This window comes from Caulobacter sp. NIBR2454 (assembly GCF_027474405.1).
Taxonomy (GTDB): domain Bacteria; phylum Pseudomonadota; class Alphaproteobacteria; order Caulobacterales; family Caulobacteraceae; genus Caulobacter.
Map to the genome: position 1 here is coordinate 1,966,808 of NZ_CP114871.1, position 14,549 is coordinate 1,981,356.

General features: G+C 66.3%; 12 protein-coding genes. 8 read left to right on the forward strand and 4 right to left on the reverse strand.

Annotation, left to right across the window (positions count from 1 at the left end; all coding sequences use genetic code 11):
• Positions 1 to 50: 50 nt before the first annotated feature.
• Complete coding sequence (gene tpiA, locus O5K31_RS09650; RefSeq protein WP_269713393.1) at positions 51 to 812, reverse strand: triose-phosphate isomerase; 762 nt, start codon at positions 810 to 812, stop codon at positions 51 to 53.
• 148 nt (positions 813 to 960) lie between these two features.
• On the opposite strand from tpiA, the gene O5K31_RS09655 reads away from it, so the two are divergent.
• Positions 961 to 2,895: a peptidylprolyl isomerase gene (locus O5K31_RS09655; RefSeq protein WP_269713394.1), complete on the forward strand. Its 1,935-nt coding sequence runs from the start codon at positions 961 to 963 to the stop codon at positions 2,893 to 2,895.
• Positions 2,892 to 4,427 carry an anthranilate synthase component I gene (trpE, locus tag O5K31_RS09660; RefSeq protein ID WP_269713395.1) on the forward strand — a complete coding sequence of 512 codons (1,536 nt, stop codon included), beginning with the start codon at positions 2,892 to 2,894 and terminating at the stop codon, positions 4,425 to 4,427. The genes O5K31_RS09655 and trpE overlap by 4 nt, the downstream gene beginning before the upstream one ends.
• Here trpE and O5K31_RS09665 read toward each other — a convergent pair.
• Together O5K31_RS09665 and O5K31_RS09670 are read right to left on the reverse strand one after the other, a co-directional pair.
• Positions 4,424 to 5,986 (reverse strand): flavin monoamine oxidase family protein, encoded by a 1,563-nt coding sequence (locus O5K31_RS09665; protein WP_269713396.1) that lies wholly within the window; start codon positions 5,984 to 5,986, stop codon positions 4,424 to 4,426. The genes trpE and O5K31_RS09665 overlap by 4 nt on opposite strands.
• A 120-nt stretch (positions 5,987 to 6,106) precedes the next feature.
• Entirely contained in the window at positions 6,107 to 6,346 is a 240-nt protein-coding gene (locus O5K31_RS09670) for a hypothetical protein (protein WP_269713397.1), read from the reverse strand.
• An 80-nt stretch (positions 6,347 to 6,426) separates the two neighbouring features.
• Between O5K31_RS09670 and O5K31_RS09675 the strand changes: the two genes are divergently transcribed.
• From O5K31_RS09675 to lexA, 4 genes are all read left to right on the forward strand, one after another.
• Positions 6,427 to 7,023 carry an anthranilate synthase component II gene (locus tag O5K31_RS09675; protein ID WP_269713398.1) on the forward strand — a complete coding sequence of 199 codons (597 nt, stop codon included), beginning with the start codon at positions 6,427 to 6,429 and terminating at the stop codon, positions 7,021 to 7,023.
• The gene (gene trpD / locus O5K31_RS09680) at positions 7,016 to 8,026 is read left to right on the forward strand and encodes an anthranilate phosphoribosyltransferase (protein WP_269713399.1); all 1,011 of its coding nucleotides are present in this window, start codon (positions 7,016 to 7,018) and stop codon (positions 8,024 to 8,026) included. The genes O5K31_RS09675 and trpD overlap by 8 nt, the downstream gene beginning before the upstream one ends.
• Positions 8,026 to 8,814: an indole-3-glycerol phosphate synthase TrpC gene (gene trpC, locus O5K31_RS09685; RefSeq protein WP_269713400.1), complete on the forward strand. Its 789-nt coding sequence runs from the start codon at positions 8,026 to 8,028 to the stop codon at positions 8,812 to 8,814. Before trpD ends, trpC begins: the two co-directional genes overlap by 1 nt.
• 104 nt (positions 8,815 to 8,918) lie before the next feature.
• Entirely contained in the window at positions 8,919 to 9,620 is a 702-nt protein-coding gene (gene lexA / locus O5K31_RS09690; RefSeq protein ID WP_269713401.1) for a transcriptional repressor LexA, read from the forward strand.
• Positions 9,621 to 9,660: 40 nt separating this feature from the next.
• Here lexA and O5K31_RS09695 read toward each other — a convergent pair whose 3' ends face one another.
• Positions 9,661 to 11,670, reverse strand: coding sequence for a ComEC/Rec2 family competence protein (locus O5K31_RS09695; RefSeq protein WP_269717039.1), 2,010 nt, complete (start codon positions 11,668 to 11,670; stop codon positions 9,661 to 9,663).
• A gap of 121 nt (positions 11,671 to 11,791) precedes the next feature.
• Between O5K31_RS09695 and gltX the strand changes: the two genes are divergently transcribed.
• Together gltX and gltA are read left to right on the forward strand one after the other, a co-directional pair.
• Entirely contained in the window at positions 11,792 to 13,186 is a 1,395-nt protein-coding gene (gene gltX, locus O5K31_RS09700) for a glutamate--tRNA ligase (protein ID WP_269713402.1), read from the forward strand.
• A gap of 55 nt (positions 13,187 to 13,241) precedes the next feature.
• Positions 13,242 to 14,519, forward strand: coding sequence for a citrate synthase (gltA, locus tag O5K31_RS09705; protein WP_269713403.1), 1,278 nt, complete (start codon positions 13,242 to 13,244; stop codon positions 14,517 to 14,519).
• The last annotated feature ends 30 nt before the right edge of the window (positions 14,520 to 14,549 follow it).

A 14,549-nucleotide genomic window follows, 5' to 3' on the forward strand; every position in this document is an offset into this window, starting at 1 on the left:
CGCCAGACTTGGGGACGCATTAGTGCGCCGCCAAGCCCTACTCCTAATTTTCAGGCCCTGGCTGCGATGGCCAGGAAGTCAGCCGCTTTCAGGGACGCGCCGCCAACCAGCACCCCGCCGACTTCCTTCTGCGACAGGATATCGGCCGCGTTCTTGGGGTTCACCGAGCCGCCGTACAGGATCGGCACGCCCGCCCCTTGGTCGCTGAACAGTTCGATAAGGACGGTCCGCAGCGCATCGTGGGCCGCTTCGATGTCATTCAGGGTGGGGGTCCGGCCGGTGCCGATGGCCCAGACCGGCTCGTAAGCGACGGCGAAGGCCTCGCCCTTCAGCGCGTCTACAGGCAGCGAAGCTCTAAGCTGGCCAGTGATCACCTCGATGGCGCGGCCCGCATCGCGTTGCTCCAGGCTTTCGCCCACACAGACGATCGGCTCCAGCCCGGCGCGCAGGGCGGCTTGCGCCTTGGCCAGCACCAGGGCGTCGGTCTCGCCGTAGCCTCCTCGCCGCTCCGAATGGCCCACGATCACCATGGTCGCCCCCGCGTCGGCCAGCATTTCCGCCGAAGTGTCGCCGGTGAACGCCCCGGAAACCTCAGGACGGCAGTCCTGCCCGCCCACCGCGACGGTCTGCCCCGCCAGGGCGTCAGCCATGCGATGGATCAGGGTGGCGGGCGGGAAAATCGCCACCCGCGCGCCCGGTGGATCGGTCTCCACACCCGCCGCCACGGCACGCGCCTCATCGAGGGCGGCGGTGAGGCCGTTCATCTTCCAGTTGCCGGCGATCAGCGGCCGGACGGTCGTCAATTTGCTCATGGGGGCCTGTGAGCATCGGCGTCGTGGGGTAAGTCAAGCCTCTGCGCGCTTGCGGGCCGCTTGTCGCCTCTACTATACCGCCTGCTCGCGTCTTTTGATGCGCCCCGTTTTACGCGTCCCGTGCGCGATCCAGTCTGGAAGGTCTTCGATGCTCGCCGCCACTCGCAAGTTCGCGAAATCCTGGGTCGCCGCGGTCCTGATGGGCCTTCTGATCATCAGTTTCGCCGTCTTCGGAATCAGCGACGTTTTCAACGGCCGTCTTGGGACCTGGGTCATCAAGGCCGGCGACCGCGAGGTCACCACCGCCGAGTTCAAGCGGATGTTCGACAACTGGCGCCAGCAAGCCCAGCAGCAGAGCGGCCAGGAGCTCCCGCTGGAGACCATCGTCGAGCGCGGTTTCGACTTGCGCCTGCTGAACGAGATGGCCACCCGCGAAGCCATGGCCGCCCTGATCGCCAAGATGGGCGTCAATCCGTCCGACAAGCTGATCGCCGCCGAGCTTCGCAAGAGCCCGGCCCTGTTCAATCCGGTCAGCGGCGCTTTTGACGAGGCTATCTATCAGCAGCGCCTGGCCGAAAATGGCCTGACCCCGGCCATCTATGAGAGCCTGCTGCGCGACGACATCGCCCAGACCCACCTATCCGCGGGCTTGGCCAGCGGCCTTCGCGCGCCCCGCATCTACGGCGCCCTTCAGGCCGCCTTCATGCTGGAACAGCGCGACGTGGCCTATTTCGACGTCAGCGCCGCCAGCGTAGGCCAGCCGCCGGCGCCGACCGACGCCGAGATTCAGGCGTTCATGAAGGAAAACGCCTCGCGCCTGACGCGTCCTGAATTCCGCGTCCTGCAGATCGTCCGCTTCACGCCCCAGGCCTTCGCCGGCGAGGTGACCATCGACCAGGCCGAGGTCCAGAAGAAGTTCGACTTCCGCAAGGACAGCCTGTCGACGCCGGAAACCCGCACGATCCTTCAGGTCCCGGTGGCCGACGCCAAGACTGGCGCCGTGGTCGCGGACCGCCTGCGCAAGGGCGAGGACGCCGCCGCCGTGGCCAAATCGGTCGGTCGCGAACTCGTCACCATCGCCGACAAGCCCAAGACCGCCATTCCGGACCGCAAGGTCGCTGATGCGGCCTTCTCACTGAAAGCCGGCGAAGTCAGCGCCCCGATCACCGGCGACCTCGGCGTCGCCGTGATCAAGGTCGTCAGCGTCACCGCGGGCCGGCAGGCCAGCCTGGAAGAGCAGCGTCCGGCCATTGAAGCCGAACTGCGCGCCGAAGCGGCCAACGAAAAGGTCTATGAGCAGACTCAGACCTATGACGAGGCGCATGCCGGCGGCGCGACGCTGGTCGAGGCCGCGACGAAGGCCAAGGCTCAGATCCTGCCGACTCCGCCCGTCAGCGCCCAGGGCATGACCCCCGACGGCCAGCCCATCCAACTGCCCCCGGCTTTGATGAAGGCCGCCTTCGAACTGCCTGCCGGCGGCGAGAGCGACGTGACCGAACTTGGCAACGGCGAGTACTTCGCCGTCCGGGTCGAGCGGATCATCCCGCCGGCCCTGCCCGCCCTAGCTGAAGTGCGTGAGCAGCTGTCGCGGGTCATCGTCATGCAGCGCACCGCAGACCGGATGCGCGCCCGCGCCGACGCCCTGGCCGAACGTGTCCGCAAGGGTGAAAGCATAGAGGCCGTCGCGGCATCGGCCGGCGCCCAGGTCAAGCGCGCCTCTGGCTTGTCGCGCCTGACCGCACAGCAGAACCAGGAGCTCAGCCCCCAAATCCTGGGCGAAACCTTCAACCAGAAGCCCGGCTCGGTGTTCACCGCCCAGTCGAGCCAGTTCGCCTTCAGCGTCGCCAAGGTCGAGAACGTCCGTGGCGGCGACCAGGCTCAGATGGCCCAAGCGGCTGAAGGCCTGCGTCGCCAGGTGACCTACGGCATGTTCCAGGACATCGGGCAGGCCACCGCCAACTACGCCCGCAAGGCCGTAAAGGTGACCACCAGCCTGGATCGGGCCCGCGCCGCCATCGGCGTCGATCCAGAAATCGCTAAGAAGGCCCCTGCCGGCCAAGCCGCCCCGGAGGCGACGAAATGAGTTTCGAGCCGGCGTTCAGCCCCTTTGCCGAGGCTTATGACGCCGGCAGACCTCAAGTCGTCTGGACGCGTCTGATCGACGATCTGGAGACCCCGGTCTCCGCCTATATGAAGATCGCCCGCGGCCGGCCCTACGCCTTCCTCTTCGAGTCGGTCGAAGGCGGGAAGCACCGCGACCGCTACTCCATCGTGGTGATGAACCCCGATCTGGTCTGGCGCTGCCGTGGCGATCAGGCCGAGATCGCCGAGGGCTGGGACGCTGTCGCCGCCGGGTCCTTCACGCCGCAGAAGGCAGGCGCGCTGGAAAGCCTACGTGACTTGGTGGCCGCCAATCGCATCCCCTTGCCCGCCGGACTGCCCCCCATGGCCGCCGGCCTTTTCGGCGCCATCGGCTACGACATGGTGCGGCTGGCCGAGCACCTGCCCGCCATCAATCCCGATACCCTGGGCCTGCCGGACGGGATCATGACCCGCCCCTCGATCGTGGCGGTCTTCGACGCCATCGCCCAGGAGATCGTGCTGGTCACCAGTGTGCGCCCTGATGGATCCTCGGCCCAGGCCGCCTACGAGGCCGCCCAGGGTCGCCTTCAGGCAGTTATGACCGACCTGCGGGCGCCGCTTGAACGCTCCGAGCCGCACGCCCCCCGCGAACAACCCGCCTTCGAGACCAAGGTCAGCCGCGCCGACTACGCCCGCGTCGTGGACAAGGCCAAGGATTACATCGGCGCGGGAGATATCTTCCAGGTGGTGCCCAGCCACCGCTTCAGCGCGCCCTTCGATCTGGAGCCCCTGGCGCTCTACCGCTCCCTGCGCCGCACTAACCCGTCGCCCTTCATGTTCTTCCTGAACTTCGGCGACTTTCAGATGGCCGGGTCCAGTCCTGAAGTCATGGTCCGGCTGCGCGACGGCAAGATCACCATCCGCCCCATAGCCGGCACTCGCCCCCGCGGCGCGACGCCGGAAGAGGATCTGGCGCTGGAGCAAGAGCTTCTGGCCGACCCCAAGGAGCGGTCCGAGCACCTGATGCTGCTCGATCTGGGTCGCAACGACGTCGGTCGCGTGGCCATGCTGCGCGACGAGGGCTCCAACGCCGCCGACGCTCCGTCCAAAGGTATGTCGGTTCGCGTGACCCAAAGCTTCGTGATCGAGCGCTACAGCCACGTCATGCACATCGTCTCGAACGTCGAGGGCGACGCGCCGGACGGCCTTGATCCCGTCGATGTGCTGATGGCCGCCCTGCCCGCCGGCACGGTCTCCGGCGCCCCCAAGGTGCGCGCCATGGAGATCATCGATGAGCTGGAGATCGAAAAGCGCGGTATCGGCTATGCCGGGGCGGTGGGGTATTTCGGCTCTGACGGCTCGGTGGACACCTGCATCGTCCTGCGCACGGGGCTGGTGAAGGACGGCATGCTCTACGTCCAGGCCGGCGGCGGCGTCGTGGCCGATAGCGACCCCGACGCCGAATATGACGAGACCCTCAACAAGTCGCGCGCCCTGAAGCGCGCCGCCGAGGAAGCTTGGCGCTTCGCCTAAGCGGCCATGGCCCGCTTGTGGATGGCCAGCACGCTTTCCTGAGCCGATAGCGCCGCGCCTTCCTGCCAGGCGTTGATGTAGCTCATGTGCTCGCCGGCGAAGTAGAATGGGCCGTCAGGCTTCGAGAGCATGGCGTAGTCAGTCGCGCGCTGATCCTCACGCCAGCCCACAGCCACGCCGTCGCTGAACGGGGTCTGACGCCATGACACCGTCGCCGGCAGGGCCAGTTCGCTTCCGCGCCCCGGATGGAATTTCTCGATCACCCGCCGCGATAGGGCGAAACGATCCTCGAAGGACTTCGCCTCGAACTTGATCCGGTTCTCGGGGCCGGAGAAGCCGATCGAGTAAGCGCCTACGATCACGCCGGTCTTCTCGCCGAAGCCGCCGCTGGGATACCAGACGACCTCGCTCTCCTCGTCGGTCCAGCCCAGGCCGCCATACTGGAAGTCGTCCTGCTCCCAGAACCGCCGGCTCTGCCAGGCGACCTTTGTGCCGGGCTCGTAGTGGGCGGAGGCGATGGCCTTCTTCACGTCGGGCGCGAAGTCGGACGGGATCTTGGACAGCACTGACAACGGAATGGTGCAGATGCAGTAGTCAGCCTCCAGCGCCTTCTCGACTCCGCCTTCGGTATAGGCGATGCGAACGCCCGCGCCCGCCTTGCCGATCTTATTCACGACCGCGCCGAATCGGACCGAGGATTTCACCGGCTCGTAGAGGGCGTAGGCGATGCGATCCATGCCGCCCACGGGCTGCAGCATGGTGGCCTGCATGTCGATCAGCTCTTCGAAAATCAGGCTAAAGCCCCAGAACCGCGAGGACATCATGTCCTGCAGTTTCAGCGGCGCGCCCGCGATCGGCGGGCGGGCGTAAGCGCCCGGCGCCTGCGAGAAGCTGCCGCGTGTCGAGCCCGTATAGGTTCGGCTGGCTGACAGATCGCCATAGGCTGACAGATAGCCAAGCAGCGCCTGCTTATCGAGACCGGTCAGCTCCTGGTCCAGCGCGCCCTTGTCGATGGCCTTGGCCAGCAATTCGGTGAAGGCGCCGCGGGTGTCGTTCACCGCCTGCTTCTCGGTCGTCACCTTGCCGTTGAAGTCGAGCTTGGCGGACCGGTTGGCGTTGACCAGCACCTCTAGCGGCACGCCCAGTTCTTGGCAGTAGCCGATGATCGCGTGGTGCCATTGCGGAATACGGGCCGGACCGGCGTTGAAGTAGTGGTGCTTGCCGCGCTCCCATTCGACGAGCTGATCGGGTCGCCCGTTCTGGACGATGCGATCACCCCCGCGAATCGACCAGCAGCGACCGCCCGGCCGCTCCCGGGCCTCCAGCACGGTCACCTCATAGCCGCCCTTCTTCAGTTCATAGGCCGCGATCAGGCCAGCGAGCCCGCCACCGAGGATGGCGACCTTCTTTCCGGCGCCGGAGCCCGCCGGCAACTTGGGGGCGCCGGCATAGGCTTTTGGCGCGGCCAGCAGACCCATGCCCATCATCGTGACATAGAGCGCGCCATAGCCGCCCGCCTGTCCGACCGCGCTTAGAAAGCGCCGACGCGAAATGCCCATGAGATCCCCCTTCATGCCCAGCGGGATCAAAGGCGGGGTTCGGAGCCCTCACAACGGGTGGGCGGCTCTTCGGCGGGATACAACGTTCCGGCGCCTGATCCACAGGCGCCGACGCCCGATTCAGAGCGGCTTTGCAGGGTCCACGGGGCCCGCTTCCGCCGCCAGGGTGTCGGTGGGCAAAGGCTCTTTCACCACGGGCGGCGCGATCACCATCGCCACGGCGAAGGCCAGAGCGCAGATCGCCGCGAATGCCGCGGCCGCCAAGGTCGGCCAGACCCGCTCGCGCTCAACAGGGGGCTTCAGCAGGCCCCGCGCATAGGCCAGGGCGGCGGGATCTATGGCGGGCTGGCGGACGGACATGACGTTAAGGATGCGCGAGTCGCAAAAGCTTGGCGAGAAGCCTTCCGAAGGACTACATGCACCCTACGGAAAGGCGGCGCATGATCCTCGTCATCGATAACTACGATAGCTTCACCTACAACCTCGTTCACTATCTGAACGAGCTTGGGGCGCAGACGGTCGTGCATCGCAATGACGCCCTGTCGGTGCAGGAGGCCTTGGCCCTGCAGCCGTCTGCGATCCTGCTGTCGCCTGGGCCCAAGGCCCCGGCTCAGGCGGGCATCTGCCTACCCCTTCTACGGGCCGCGCCCGACAGTATGCCGATCCTCGGCGTCTGCCTGGGACACCAGGCGATCGGCGAGGCCTATGGCGGCGACGTGATCCGCGCCAAGTCGATCATGCACGGCAAGACCAGCGCGATCCATCATGTGGACAAAGGCCTGTTCAAGGATTTGCCGGATGGCTTCATCGCCACGCGCTACCACAGTCTGGCGATCGACAAGGCCACCCTGCCCGATGAGCTTGAGGTCACCGCCTGGACGGAAGACGGCGAGATCATGGGCGTCCAGCACAAGACCCGGCCGGTACACGGCGTGCAGTTCCACCCCGAATCGATCGCCACCGAGGGCGGCCATCAGTTGCTGGCCAACTTCCTCGACCTGGCTGGCGTGAACCGGACCCCGACCACCTATGTCTGACGCCTTCAAGCCGCTTCTGGCCAAGCTGGCGGACGGACAGACCCTGGTCGAGGACGACGCCGAGACCTTCTTCGCTGCATGCCTGCGAGGCGAACCGACAGCCGCCCAGGTCGGAGCCGCCGTGACCGCCATGCGCCTGCGCGGTGAATCCATCGGCGAGATCGTCGCCTGCGCCCGCGCCATGCGCCGGGCGGCCACCATGCTCGATCATCCCTATGAGGTGATCGATGTCTGCGGCACCGGCGGCGACGGCCTGCATACCTACAACGTCTCGACCGCTGTCGCCTTCGTGGCGGCTGGCGGCGGGCTGAAGGTCGCCAAGCACGGCAATCGCGCCATCTCCTCGCGCTCCGGCGCAGCCGATGTCCTGACCGCCCTGGGCGTAAAGGTCGACGCCAGCGCTGATCAGCAGCGCCGAGCGCTGGATACGGCCAATATCTGCTTCATGTTCGCTCCGGCGCACCACGGGGCCATGCGGCACGTGACGCCCATCCGGGCTGAGCTCGGCTTCCGCACTATCTTCAATCTGCTCGGCCCGCTGTCGAACCCGGCAGGCGCTACTCGCCAAGTCCTCGGCGTCTATGATCCACGCTTGGTCGAACCGCTGGCGCGCGTTCTGGGCGCCCTGGGCGCAAAGCGCGCCTGGACCGTCCACGGGTCGGGCATGGATGAACTGACCACCACGGGGGAAAGCGTCGTCTGCGAATGGAGCGAGGGGCGTGTACGTCACTTCACCATCACGCCCGAAGCCGTCGGCCTAAAGCGGGCGGCGCTCTCCGATCTGACCGGCGGCTCACCCGACCGCAACGCGGCCGCCCTGCTTGAAGTGCTGGACGGCAAGCGCGGCGCCTATCGCGACATCGTGTTGCTCAACGCCGCCGCCGCTTTCCTCGTCGGCGAACAGGTCGAGACCCTGGCCGAGGGCGTCGAACGCGCCGCCGACGTCATCGACGACGGCCGGGCAAAGGGCGCTCTGGCCGTTCTTATTGAATCTACCGCCTGATGACCGACATTCTCGCCAAGATCGCTGCCTACAAGCGCGAAGACGTCGCCGCGCGCAAAGCCGGGCGCACTCAGGCCGATTTGGAAGTCGCCGCCAAGGCCGCCTCGCCGACGCGCGGGTTCAAAAGCGCGCTGGCTTCCAAGCATGCACCGGGCAAGCTCGCCCTCATCGCCGAGATCAAGAAGGCATCGCCGTCCAAGGGCCTGATCCGCGCCGACTTCGATCCCCCTGCCCTCGCCCGCGCCTACGAGGCCGGTGGTGCGGCCTGCCTGTCCGTCCTTACGGATGGCCCAAGCTTCCAGGGCGATGACGCCTATCTGATCGCCGCGCGTGAAGCGGTCACCCTGCCCGCCATTCGCAAGGACTTCCTGGTCGATCCCTGGCAGGTCGCCGAATCGCGCGCGCTGGGCGCCGACGCGATCCTGGTGATCCTAGCCATGATCGACGACGTTCTGGCCGCCGAACTGATGTCAGAGGCTGCGCGCCTTGGCATGGACGCCCTGGTCGAAGTTCATGACGAAGCCGAGATGGAGCGAGCCAACGCGCTGGACTCCACGTTGGTGGGCGTGAACAATCGCGACCTGAAGAGCTTCGTGGTCGATCTGGCTGTGACCGAGCGCCTGCTGCCCCTGGCCCCGCAAGACGCGCTTCTGGTCACGGAAAGCGGCCTGTTCACCGCCGACGACGCCCGCCGCATGGAAGCCGCCGGCGCGACCGCCATGCTGGTCGGCGAAAGCCTGATGCGCCAGGAAGACGTAACCGCTGCGACCCAGGCGCTGCTCGGTTGAGGCCGTTGCCGCTCCGTTCTTGTTAACTTGACACTAACTAAGAACGCCTAGAGAACATCCTCATGTGTTGGCGGTTTGTTCCGCAGCTCCCGTGAGGCGATCCGATGCTTACCCGCAAGCAGCACGAACTCCTGATGTTCATTCATGAACGCATCAAGGAGAGCGGCGTGTCGCCGTCCTTCGACGAGATGAAGGAGGCGCTGGATCTGGCGTCCAAGTCGGGCATCCACCGCCTGATCACGGCGCTTGAGGAGCGCGGCTTCCTTCGCCGCCTGCCCCATCGGGCCCGAGCGCTGGAAGTCGTGAAGCTGCCGGCTCAGGCCACGACCTCAGCGCCGCCGAAAGGCCGTGGGTCTTTCCGCCCGGAGGTCATCGAAGGCACGCCTCATCTGGCGCCGTCCGAACCTCAGATCGCCAATGACGTGCGCGAATTGCCGGTCCTCGGCCGCATCGCCGCCGGGGTGCCGATCGAGGCCATCCAGCACGAACGCGACCGCATGCTGGTCCCCGAATCCATGCTGGGCGCCGGCGAGCACTACGTCCTGGAAGTCCAAGGCGACTCCATGATCAACGCCGGCATTCTAGACGGCGACTATGTCGTCATCCGTCGCGGCGACACCGCCACTTCTGGCGAGATCGTTGTCGCGCTGGTGATGGGCGAGGAAGCAACGCTGAAGCGTCTGCGAAAGAAGGGTGCGTCCATCGCTCTGGAGGCTGCAAACCCCGCCTATGAGACCCGTATCTTTGGTCCTGACCAGGTGCAGGTGCAGGGCAAGCTGGTCGGCTTGATCCGCCGTTACCACTAGGGCTTCAAGCTCCATTCAGATTTCAGACGGCCGTGGGCGCTCACCGCACCCACGGCCGTTTTCCTCTGAGCGGTTGCGCCCAGACGATCCGCCAGCCGGCGGCCGTTCTATAGAGTTCCGCCGCGCCGCCCGCCGCGAAGTCGTCGCCATCTAGGACCAGCACGCCGTCGCAGGCAGCGGGACGCTCTGTTCGCCGCCCGCGCATGATCACCACCTCAGCGCCGGTACACAGTGCGTCCAGTTTCGGCGCACGCCGCGTCCATGTGGCGGCGATGCGGACCGGCGCGTCCTCGCCTGGCTGACATGTATATCGACTGCATATGTACATACGCTCGTGGGCCTGCTCGGTCAGGCCGCGACGCCGCATCCAGAACTCAGCCCCGAACCGCCGGGCCTCCGGCCGAAGCAATATGCCGGCCCTGCCGCTCCGCACCGCTGCAGCAGCCCCCTCGGCGTCGATCCAGACATCGGGCACGGCTGGTCGCGGCCAGATCAGGACCGCCAAGGATAGAGGAAGGCCGACCCATCGCAGTCGGCCATTCCACAGGCACAGGATCATGATCCCGAGAAAGGCGACCGGCAGGGCCGCTGACGGCGCGCTCGGCACCAAGGCGTCAGCTCCCGGCGCCGCGCCGAACCATTCGGCCATGGCGGTCATGGCGTCGATGCCCCATCCGGCCACCGCGAGAAACGGGGCGCCCAGGCCCAGAGGTTCCAGCACGGCTCCAATCGCAAGAAACGGCATGATCACGAAGGACGACAGGGGCGCGGTCAGCAGATTGGCCGGCAGTCCCCACATGGCCACCCGGTTGAAGTGCTGCATGGCGAAAGGCCCGGTGGCCATCCCCGCCACGAAACTGACCCCTATGCTGACCGCCAGCCACGCGCAGACGGCCTGGGTCGCGCGGATCGGCCAGGGCACTGATATCTCCTTAGGCGGCGGTCGCCACGCCTCGACCAGCGCCACGAGGGCGGCCGTTGCGGCGAACGACATCTGAAAGCCCGGCGACGACGCCGCTTCCGGCTGGGCGACCAGAATGACCAAGGCCGCAACAGCCAGGGCGTGCAGGCTGATCGCGCGCCGATCGAACAGTATGGCCAGAAAAGCGACCGATGCGGTGATCGCCGCCCGTTCAGCGGGCGCGGGAGCGCCGGAGATCACTAGATAGACGCCGACCGCCGCTAGGCCGGCCAGCGCCGCGGCCTTTTTCCCGGGGACCCGTAGGGCCACCCATGGCCACGCCGCTACGCTCACCCGCACGGCGGCGAAGACGAAGCCGCCGACGATGGCCATGTGCATGCCGCTAATCGACAGGATGTGCGCCAAACCCGACGCACGCATGGCTTCGGTCTGCTCCTCGGTGATCCAGGCCTCGTGCCCCGTGACCATGGCGGCGGCTATGGCCCCAGGCTCAGGGTTCATGGCGTCAATAATCTGGCGCGCCAGATCCCAGCGCACCGCGTTGATCGCCATCACCATGCGCAGGCGCCAGGGGGGCTGCTCCAGCCGCGTGAACATCGGGGCCTCGCGGGAGAAACCCACGCCGCCGACAGCGTCGAACCAGGCGTCCCGCGCGAAATCGTAGGCTCCTGGGCTGGCGGGTGGTGGAGGCGGTCCCAGGATGGTGCGGAAGGTGACCGCCGCCCCAGGCCCGATTATCGCGTCGCGGGCCACCGTCACCCGGATTCGATGCGGCATATCCTCCGGCCTCACGCCGGAGATAAAGACCGGCGCGATCAGCATCCGTCCGCCGCTGACGCCCGGACTGGCAACGTCGATGACCCAGCCTTCGATGCGACGCAGACCTTCTGTCTTGGCTAGGACGGGCGCGGCCACGCGCTGGGTCCGAATGGTCCCCGCCAGCACCCCGCCCGTGAACACCGCCACGAGAATCACGAGCGCGGCCACCTTCCCGCCCCCTCGGCGGGCGAGCAGCGCCAAGACCGTCACAATCCCGAAGAGCCAGACCATCAGCGGAAGCGGCGGTTCGTTCGGCAAGGCGAGATAGAACGCCGCGCCGAGCCCGAGGGCCACCGGCGCCCACAGCATGGTCCGGCCGGTCTGTGCGCTCGCCTCTTCCTTCAACCAGTCGATCAGGCCAGCCGCACTAGGAGTGCGCGGAACCCGCGTGCTAAGACGCCGGCCTCTGATTTGAGCGTCCGAAAGACCTATGTCCTCCCCCGTCGTCACCCGCTTCGCCCCCTCGCCCACCGGTTATCTGCACATCGGCGGTGCGAGAACGGCGTTATTTAACTGGCTATATGCACGCCATACGGGTGGCAAGTTCCTCCTGCGCGTAGAGGACACCGATCGCGAGCGCTCAACCGAGGCCGCGGTCCGGGCGATCTTCCAGGGCCTCGACTGGATGGGCCTCCAATCGGATGAGCCGCCGGTATTCCAATTCTCCCGCGTCGAGCGCCACAAGGAGGCCGTGCAGCAGCTTCTGGACGCTGGGCGCGCCTACCGCTGCTGGCTGCTGGGCGACGAGCTTGAAGTCGAGCGCGAGAAGGCCAAGGCCGCCGGCCACGCCCTGCGCTCGCCCTGGCGTGACCGGACAGACGGCGACCTGTCGCTACCGCACGTGATCCGCTTCCGAGGCGCTATCGATGGCGAAACGCACATCGCCGATCTTGTCCAGGGCGACGTCACCTTCCAGAACAAGGCGCTGGACGATCTAGTCCTGCTGCGCTCGGACGGCGCGCCGACCTACAACCTGGCCGTGGTGGTCGATGACCACGACATGGGCGTCACCCATATCATCCGGGGCGACGACCACCTGAACAACGCCGCCCGTCAGGCCCTGATCTATCAGGCGCTTGAATGGCCCCTCCCAACCTTCGCCCATATCCCGCTGATCCACGGCCCCGATGGCGCCAAGCTGTCCAAGCGGCACGGAGCTCAGGCCGTCGGGGATTTTGAGGAAATGGGTTACCTCCCTGAAGCCATGCGCAACTATCTGGCGCGGCTGGGCTGGAGCCATGGGGACGACGAGATCTTCAGCGACGAGCAGGCCATCGGCTGGTTCGACATCGCCGACGTCAACAAGGGCGCCGCTCGGCTGGATTGGGACAAGCTGGGCTTCGTCAACGCCCATTACATCAGAGCCGCAGACGACAACCGCCTGGCGGACCTGGTCTTCCAGGTCCTGGCCAAGCGGGGCGAGGCCGCGGACAAGGAAAAGCTCCTGGCCGCCCTGCCCTTCGTGAAGGAGCGGGCCAAGACGATCCTGGAACTGGCCGATCAGTGCGCCTTCGCGCTGAAAACCCGCCCCATCGTTCTGGACGACAAGACCAAGGGCCTGCTGCTGGCCGACGAAACCGCCAGTCGACTTGCGCGACTGCAAGAGACCCTTTCGGGTATCAACGACTGGAGATTTGAAATACTCGAGCCGGCCCTTAAGGCTTTCGCAGAGTCTGAAGGTGTAGGCCTCGGCAAGATCGGCCCTGCGTTGCGGGGCGTCCTGACCGGCGGAGCACCTGCTCCGGACCTCGCCAAGATACTCGCGGCGCTTGGCCGCACAGAGAGTCTTGTTCGGCTTAACGATGCGCTTTCGCAATCGCGGTAAGGCGCTATAACGCACCGCAAACGCCCGTTAGGGCTCAGCTACAGAGGGATTGGGAATGAGCGATAAGGCTGTCCTGACCATCGGCGACAAGTCGTACGACCTGCCGATCATGAAAGGGTCGACCGGCCCGGACGTCGTTGATGTCCGCAAGTGGTACGCGGACTCAGACACCTTCACCTTTGACCCGGGCTTCACCTCGACGGCGTCCTGCGAAAGCAAGATCACCTACATCGACGGCGACGCCGGCATCCTGCTGCACCGCGGCTATCCCATCGACCAGCTGGCCGAGAAGTCGAGCTTCCTGGAAGTCTGCTACCTGCTGCTGCACGGCGAGCTGCCCAGCGCGGCGGAGTTCGCGAAGTTCGACAACAACATCACCTACCACACGATGTTGCACGCTCAGTTCGACCGCTTCTTCGAGGGCTTCCGTCGCGACGCCCACCCGATGGCGGTCATGACCGGCGCGGTCGGCGCCTTGTCGGCCTTCTATTCGGACAGCATCAACGTCGATGACGCTCGCGAGCGCGAGATCAGCGCCCACCGCCTGATCGCTAAGATGCCGACCATCGCCGCCCGGGCCTACAAGTACACGATCGGCCAGCCGTTCGTGTCGCCGCGCAACGACCTGTCCTACTCGGAAAACTTCCTGCGCATGTGCTTCGCCGTGCCGGCCGAGGACTGGAAGCCGAACCCGGTCCTGACCCGCGCCATGGACCGCATCTTCATCTTGCACGCCGACCACGAGCAGAACGCCTCGACCTCGACCGTCCGTCTGGCCGGCTCGTCAGGCGCTCACCCGTTCGCCTGCATCGCGGCCGGCATCGCCTGCCTGTGGGGCCCGTCGCACGGCGGCGCCAACCAGGAAGCGCTGGAGATGCTCGAGAGCATCGGCACCGTCGACAAGATTCCCGAGTTCATCGAGGGCGTGAAGGCCCGCAAGTACAAGCTGATGGGCTTTGGCCACCGCGTGTACAAGAACTTCGACCCGCGCGCGAAGGTCATGCAGAAGACCTGCCACGAGGTGCTTGGCGAGTTGGGCATCAACGACCCGCTTCTGGAAGTGGCCATGGAGCTGGAGAAGATCGCGCTGAGCGATCCGTTCTTCATCGACCGCAAGCTCTATCCGAACATCGACTTCTACTCGGGCATCACCCTGCGGGCGATGGGCTTCCCGACCAACATGTTCACCGTGCTGTTCGCCCTGGCCCGCACCGTGGGCTGGATCAGCCAGTGGAAGGAAATGTTCGAGGACCCCACCCGCAAGATCGGCCGTCCGCGCCAGCTCTACACCGGCGCGACGCAACGAGATTACGTCCCGGTCGACAAACGCTAGGCTTGGACTTCAAACTGATGACGGCGGCTC

Bases quoted from the DNA above. Each gene is read 5' to 3' on its own strand.
- trpE (WP_269713395.1), top strand. From the start codon at position 2,892: ATGAGTTTCGAGCCGGCGTTCAGCCCCTTTGCCGAGGCTTATGACGCC.
- O5K31_RS09665 (WP_269713396.1), bottom strand. From the start codon at position 5,986: ATGGGCATTTCGCGTCGGCGCTTTCTAAGCGCGGTCGGACAGGCGGGC.
- O5K31_RS09695 (WP_269717039.1), bottom strand. From the start codon at position 11,670: ATGCTGTGGGCGCCGGTGGCCCTCGGGCTCGGCGCGGCGTTCTATCTC.
- trpC (WP_269713400.1), top strand. From the start codon at position 8,026: ATGACCGACATTCTCGCCAAGATCGCTGCCTACAAGCGCGAAGACGTC.
- gltA (WP_269713403.1), top strand. From the start codon at position 13,242: ATGAGCGATAAGGCTGTCCTGACCATCGGCGACAAGTCGTACGACCTG.
- O5K31_RS09670 (WP_269713397.1), bottom strand. From the start codon at position 6,346: ATGTCCGTCCGCCAGCCCGCCATAGATCCCGCCGCCCTGGCCTATGCG.
- gltX (WP_269713402.1), top strand. From the start codon at position 11,792: ATGTCCTCCCCCGTCGTCACCCGCTTCGCCCCCTCGCCCACCGGTTAT.
- O5K31_RS09655 (WP_269713394.1), top strand. From the start codon at position 961: ATGCTCGCCGCCACTCGCAAGTTCGCGAAATCCTGGGTCGCCGCGGTC.
- tpiA (WP_269713393.1), bottom strand. From the start codon at position 812: ATGAGCAAATTGACGACCGTCCGGCCGCTGATCGCCGGCAACTGGAAG.
- trpD (WP_269713399.1), top strand. From the start codon at position 7,016: ATGTCTGACGCCTTCAAGCCGCTTCTGGCCAAGCTGGCGGACGGACAG.
- lexA (WP_269713401.1), top strand. From the start codon at position 8,919: ATGCTTACCCGCAAGCAGCACGAACTCCTGATGTTCATTCATGAACGC.
- O5K31_RS09675 (WP_269713398.1), top strand. From the start codon at position 6,427: ATGATCCTCGTCATCGATAACTACGATAGCTTCACCTACAACCTCGTT.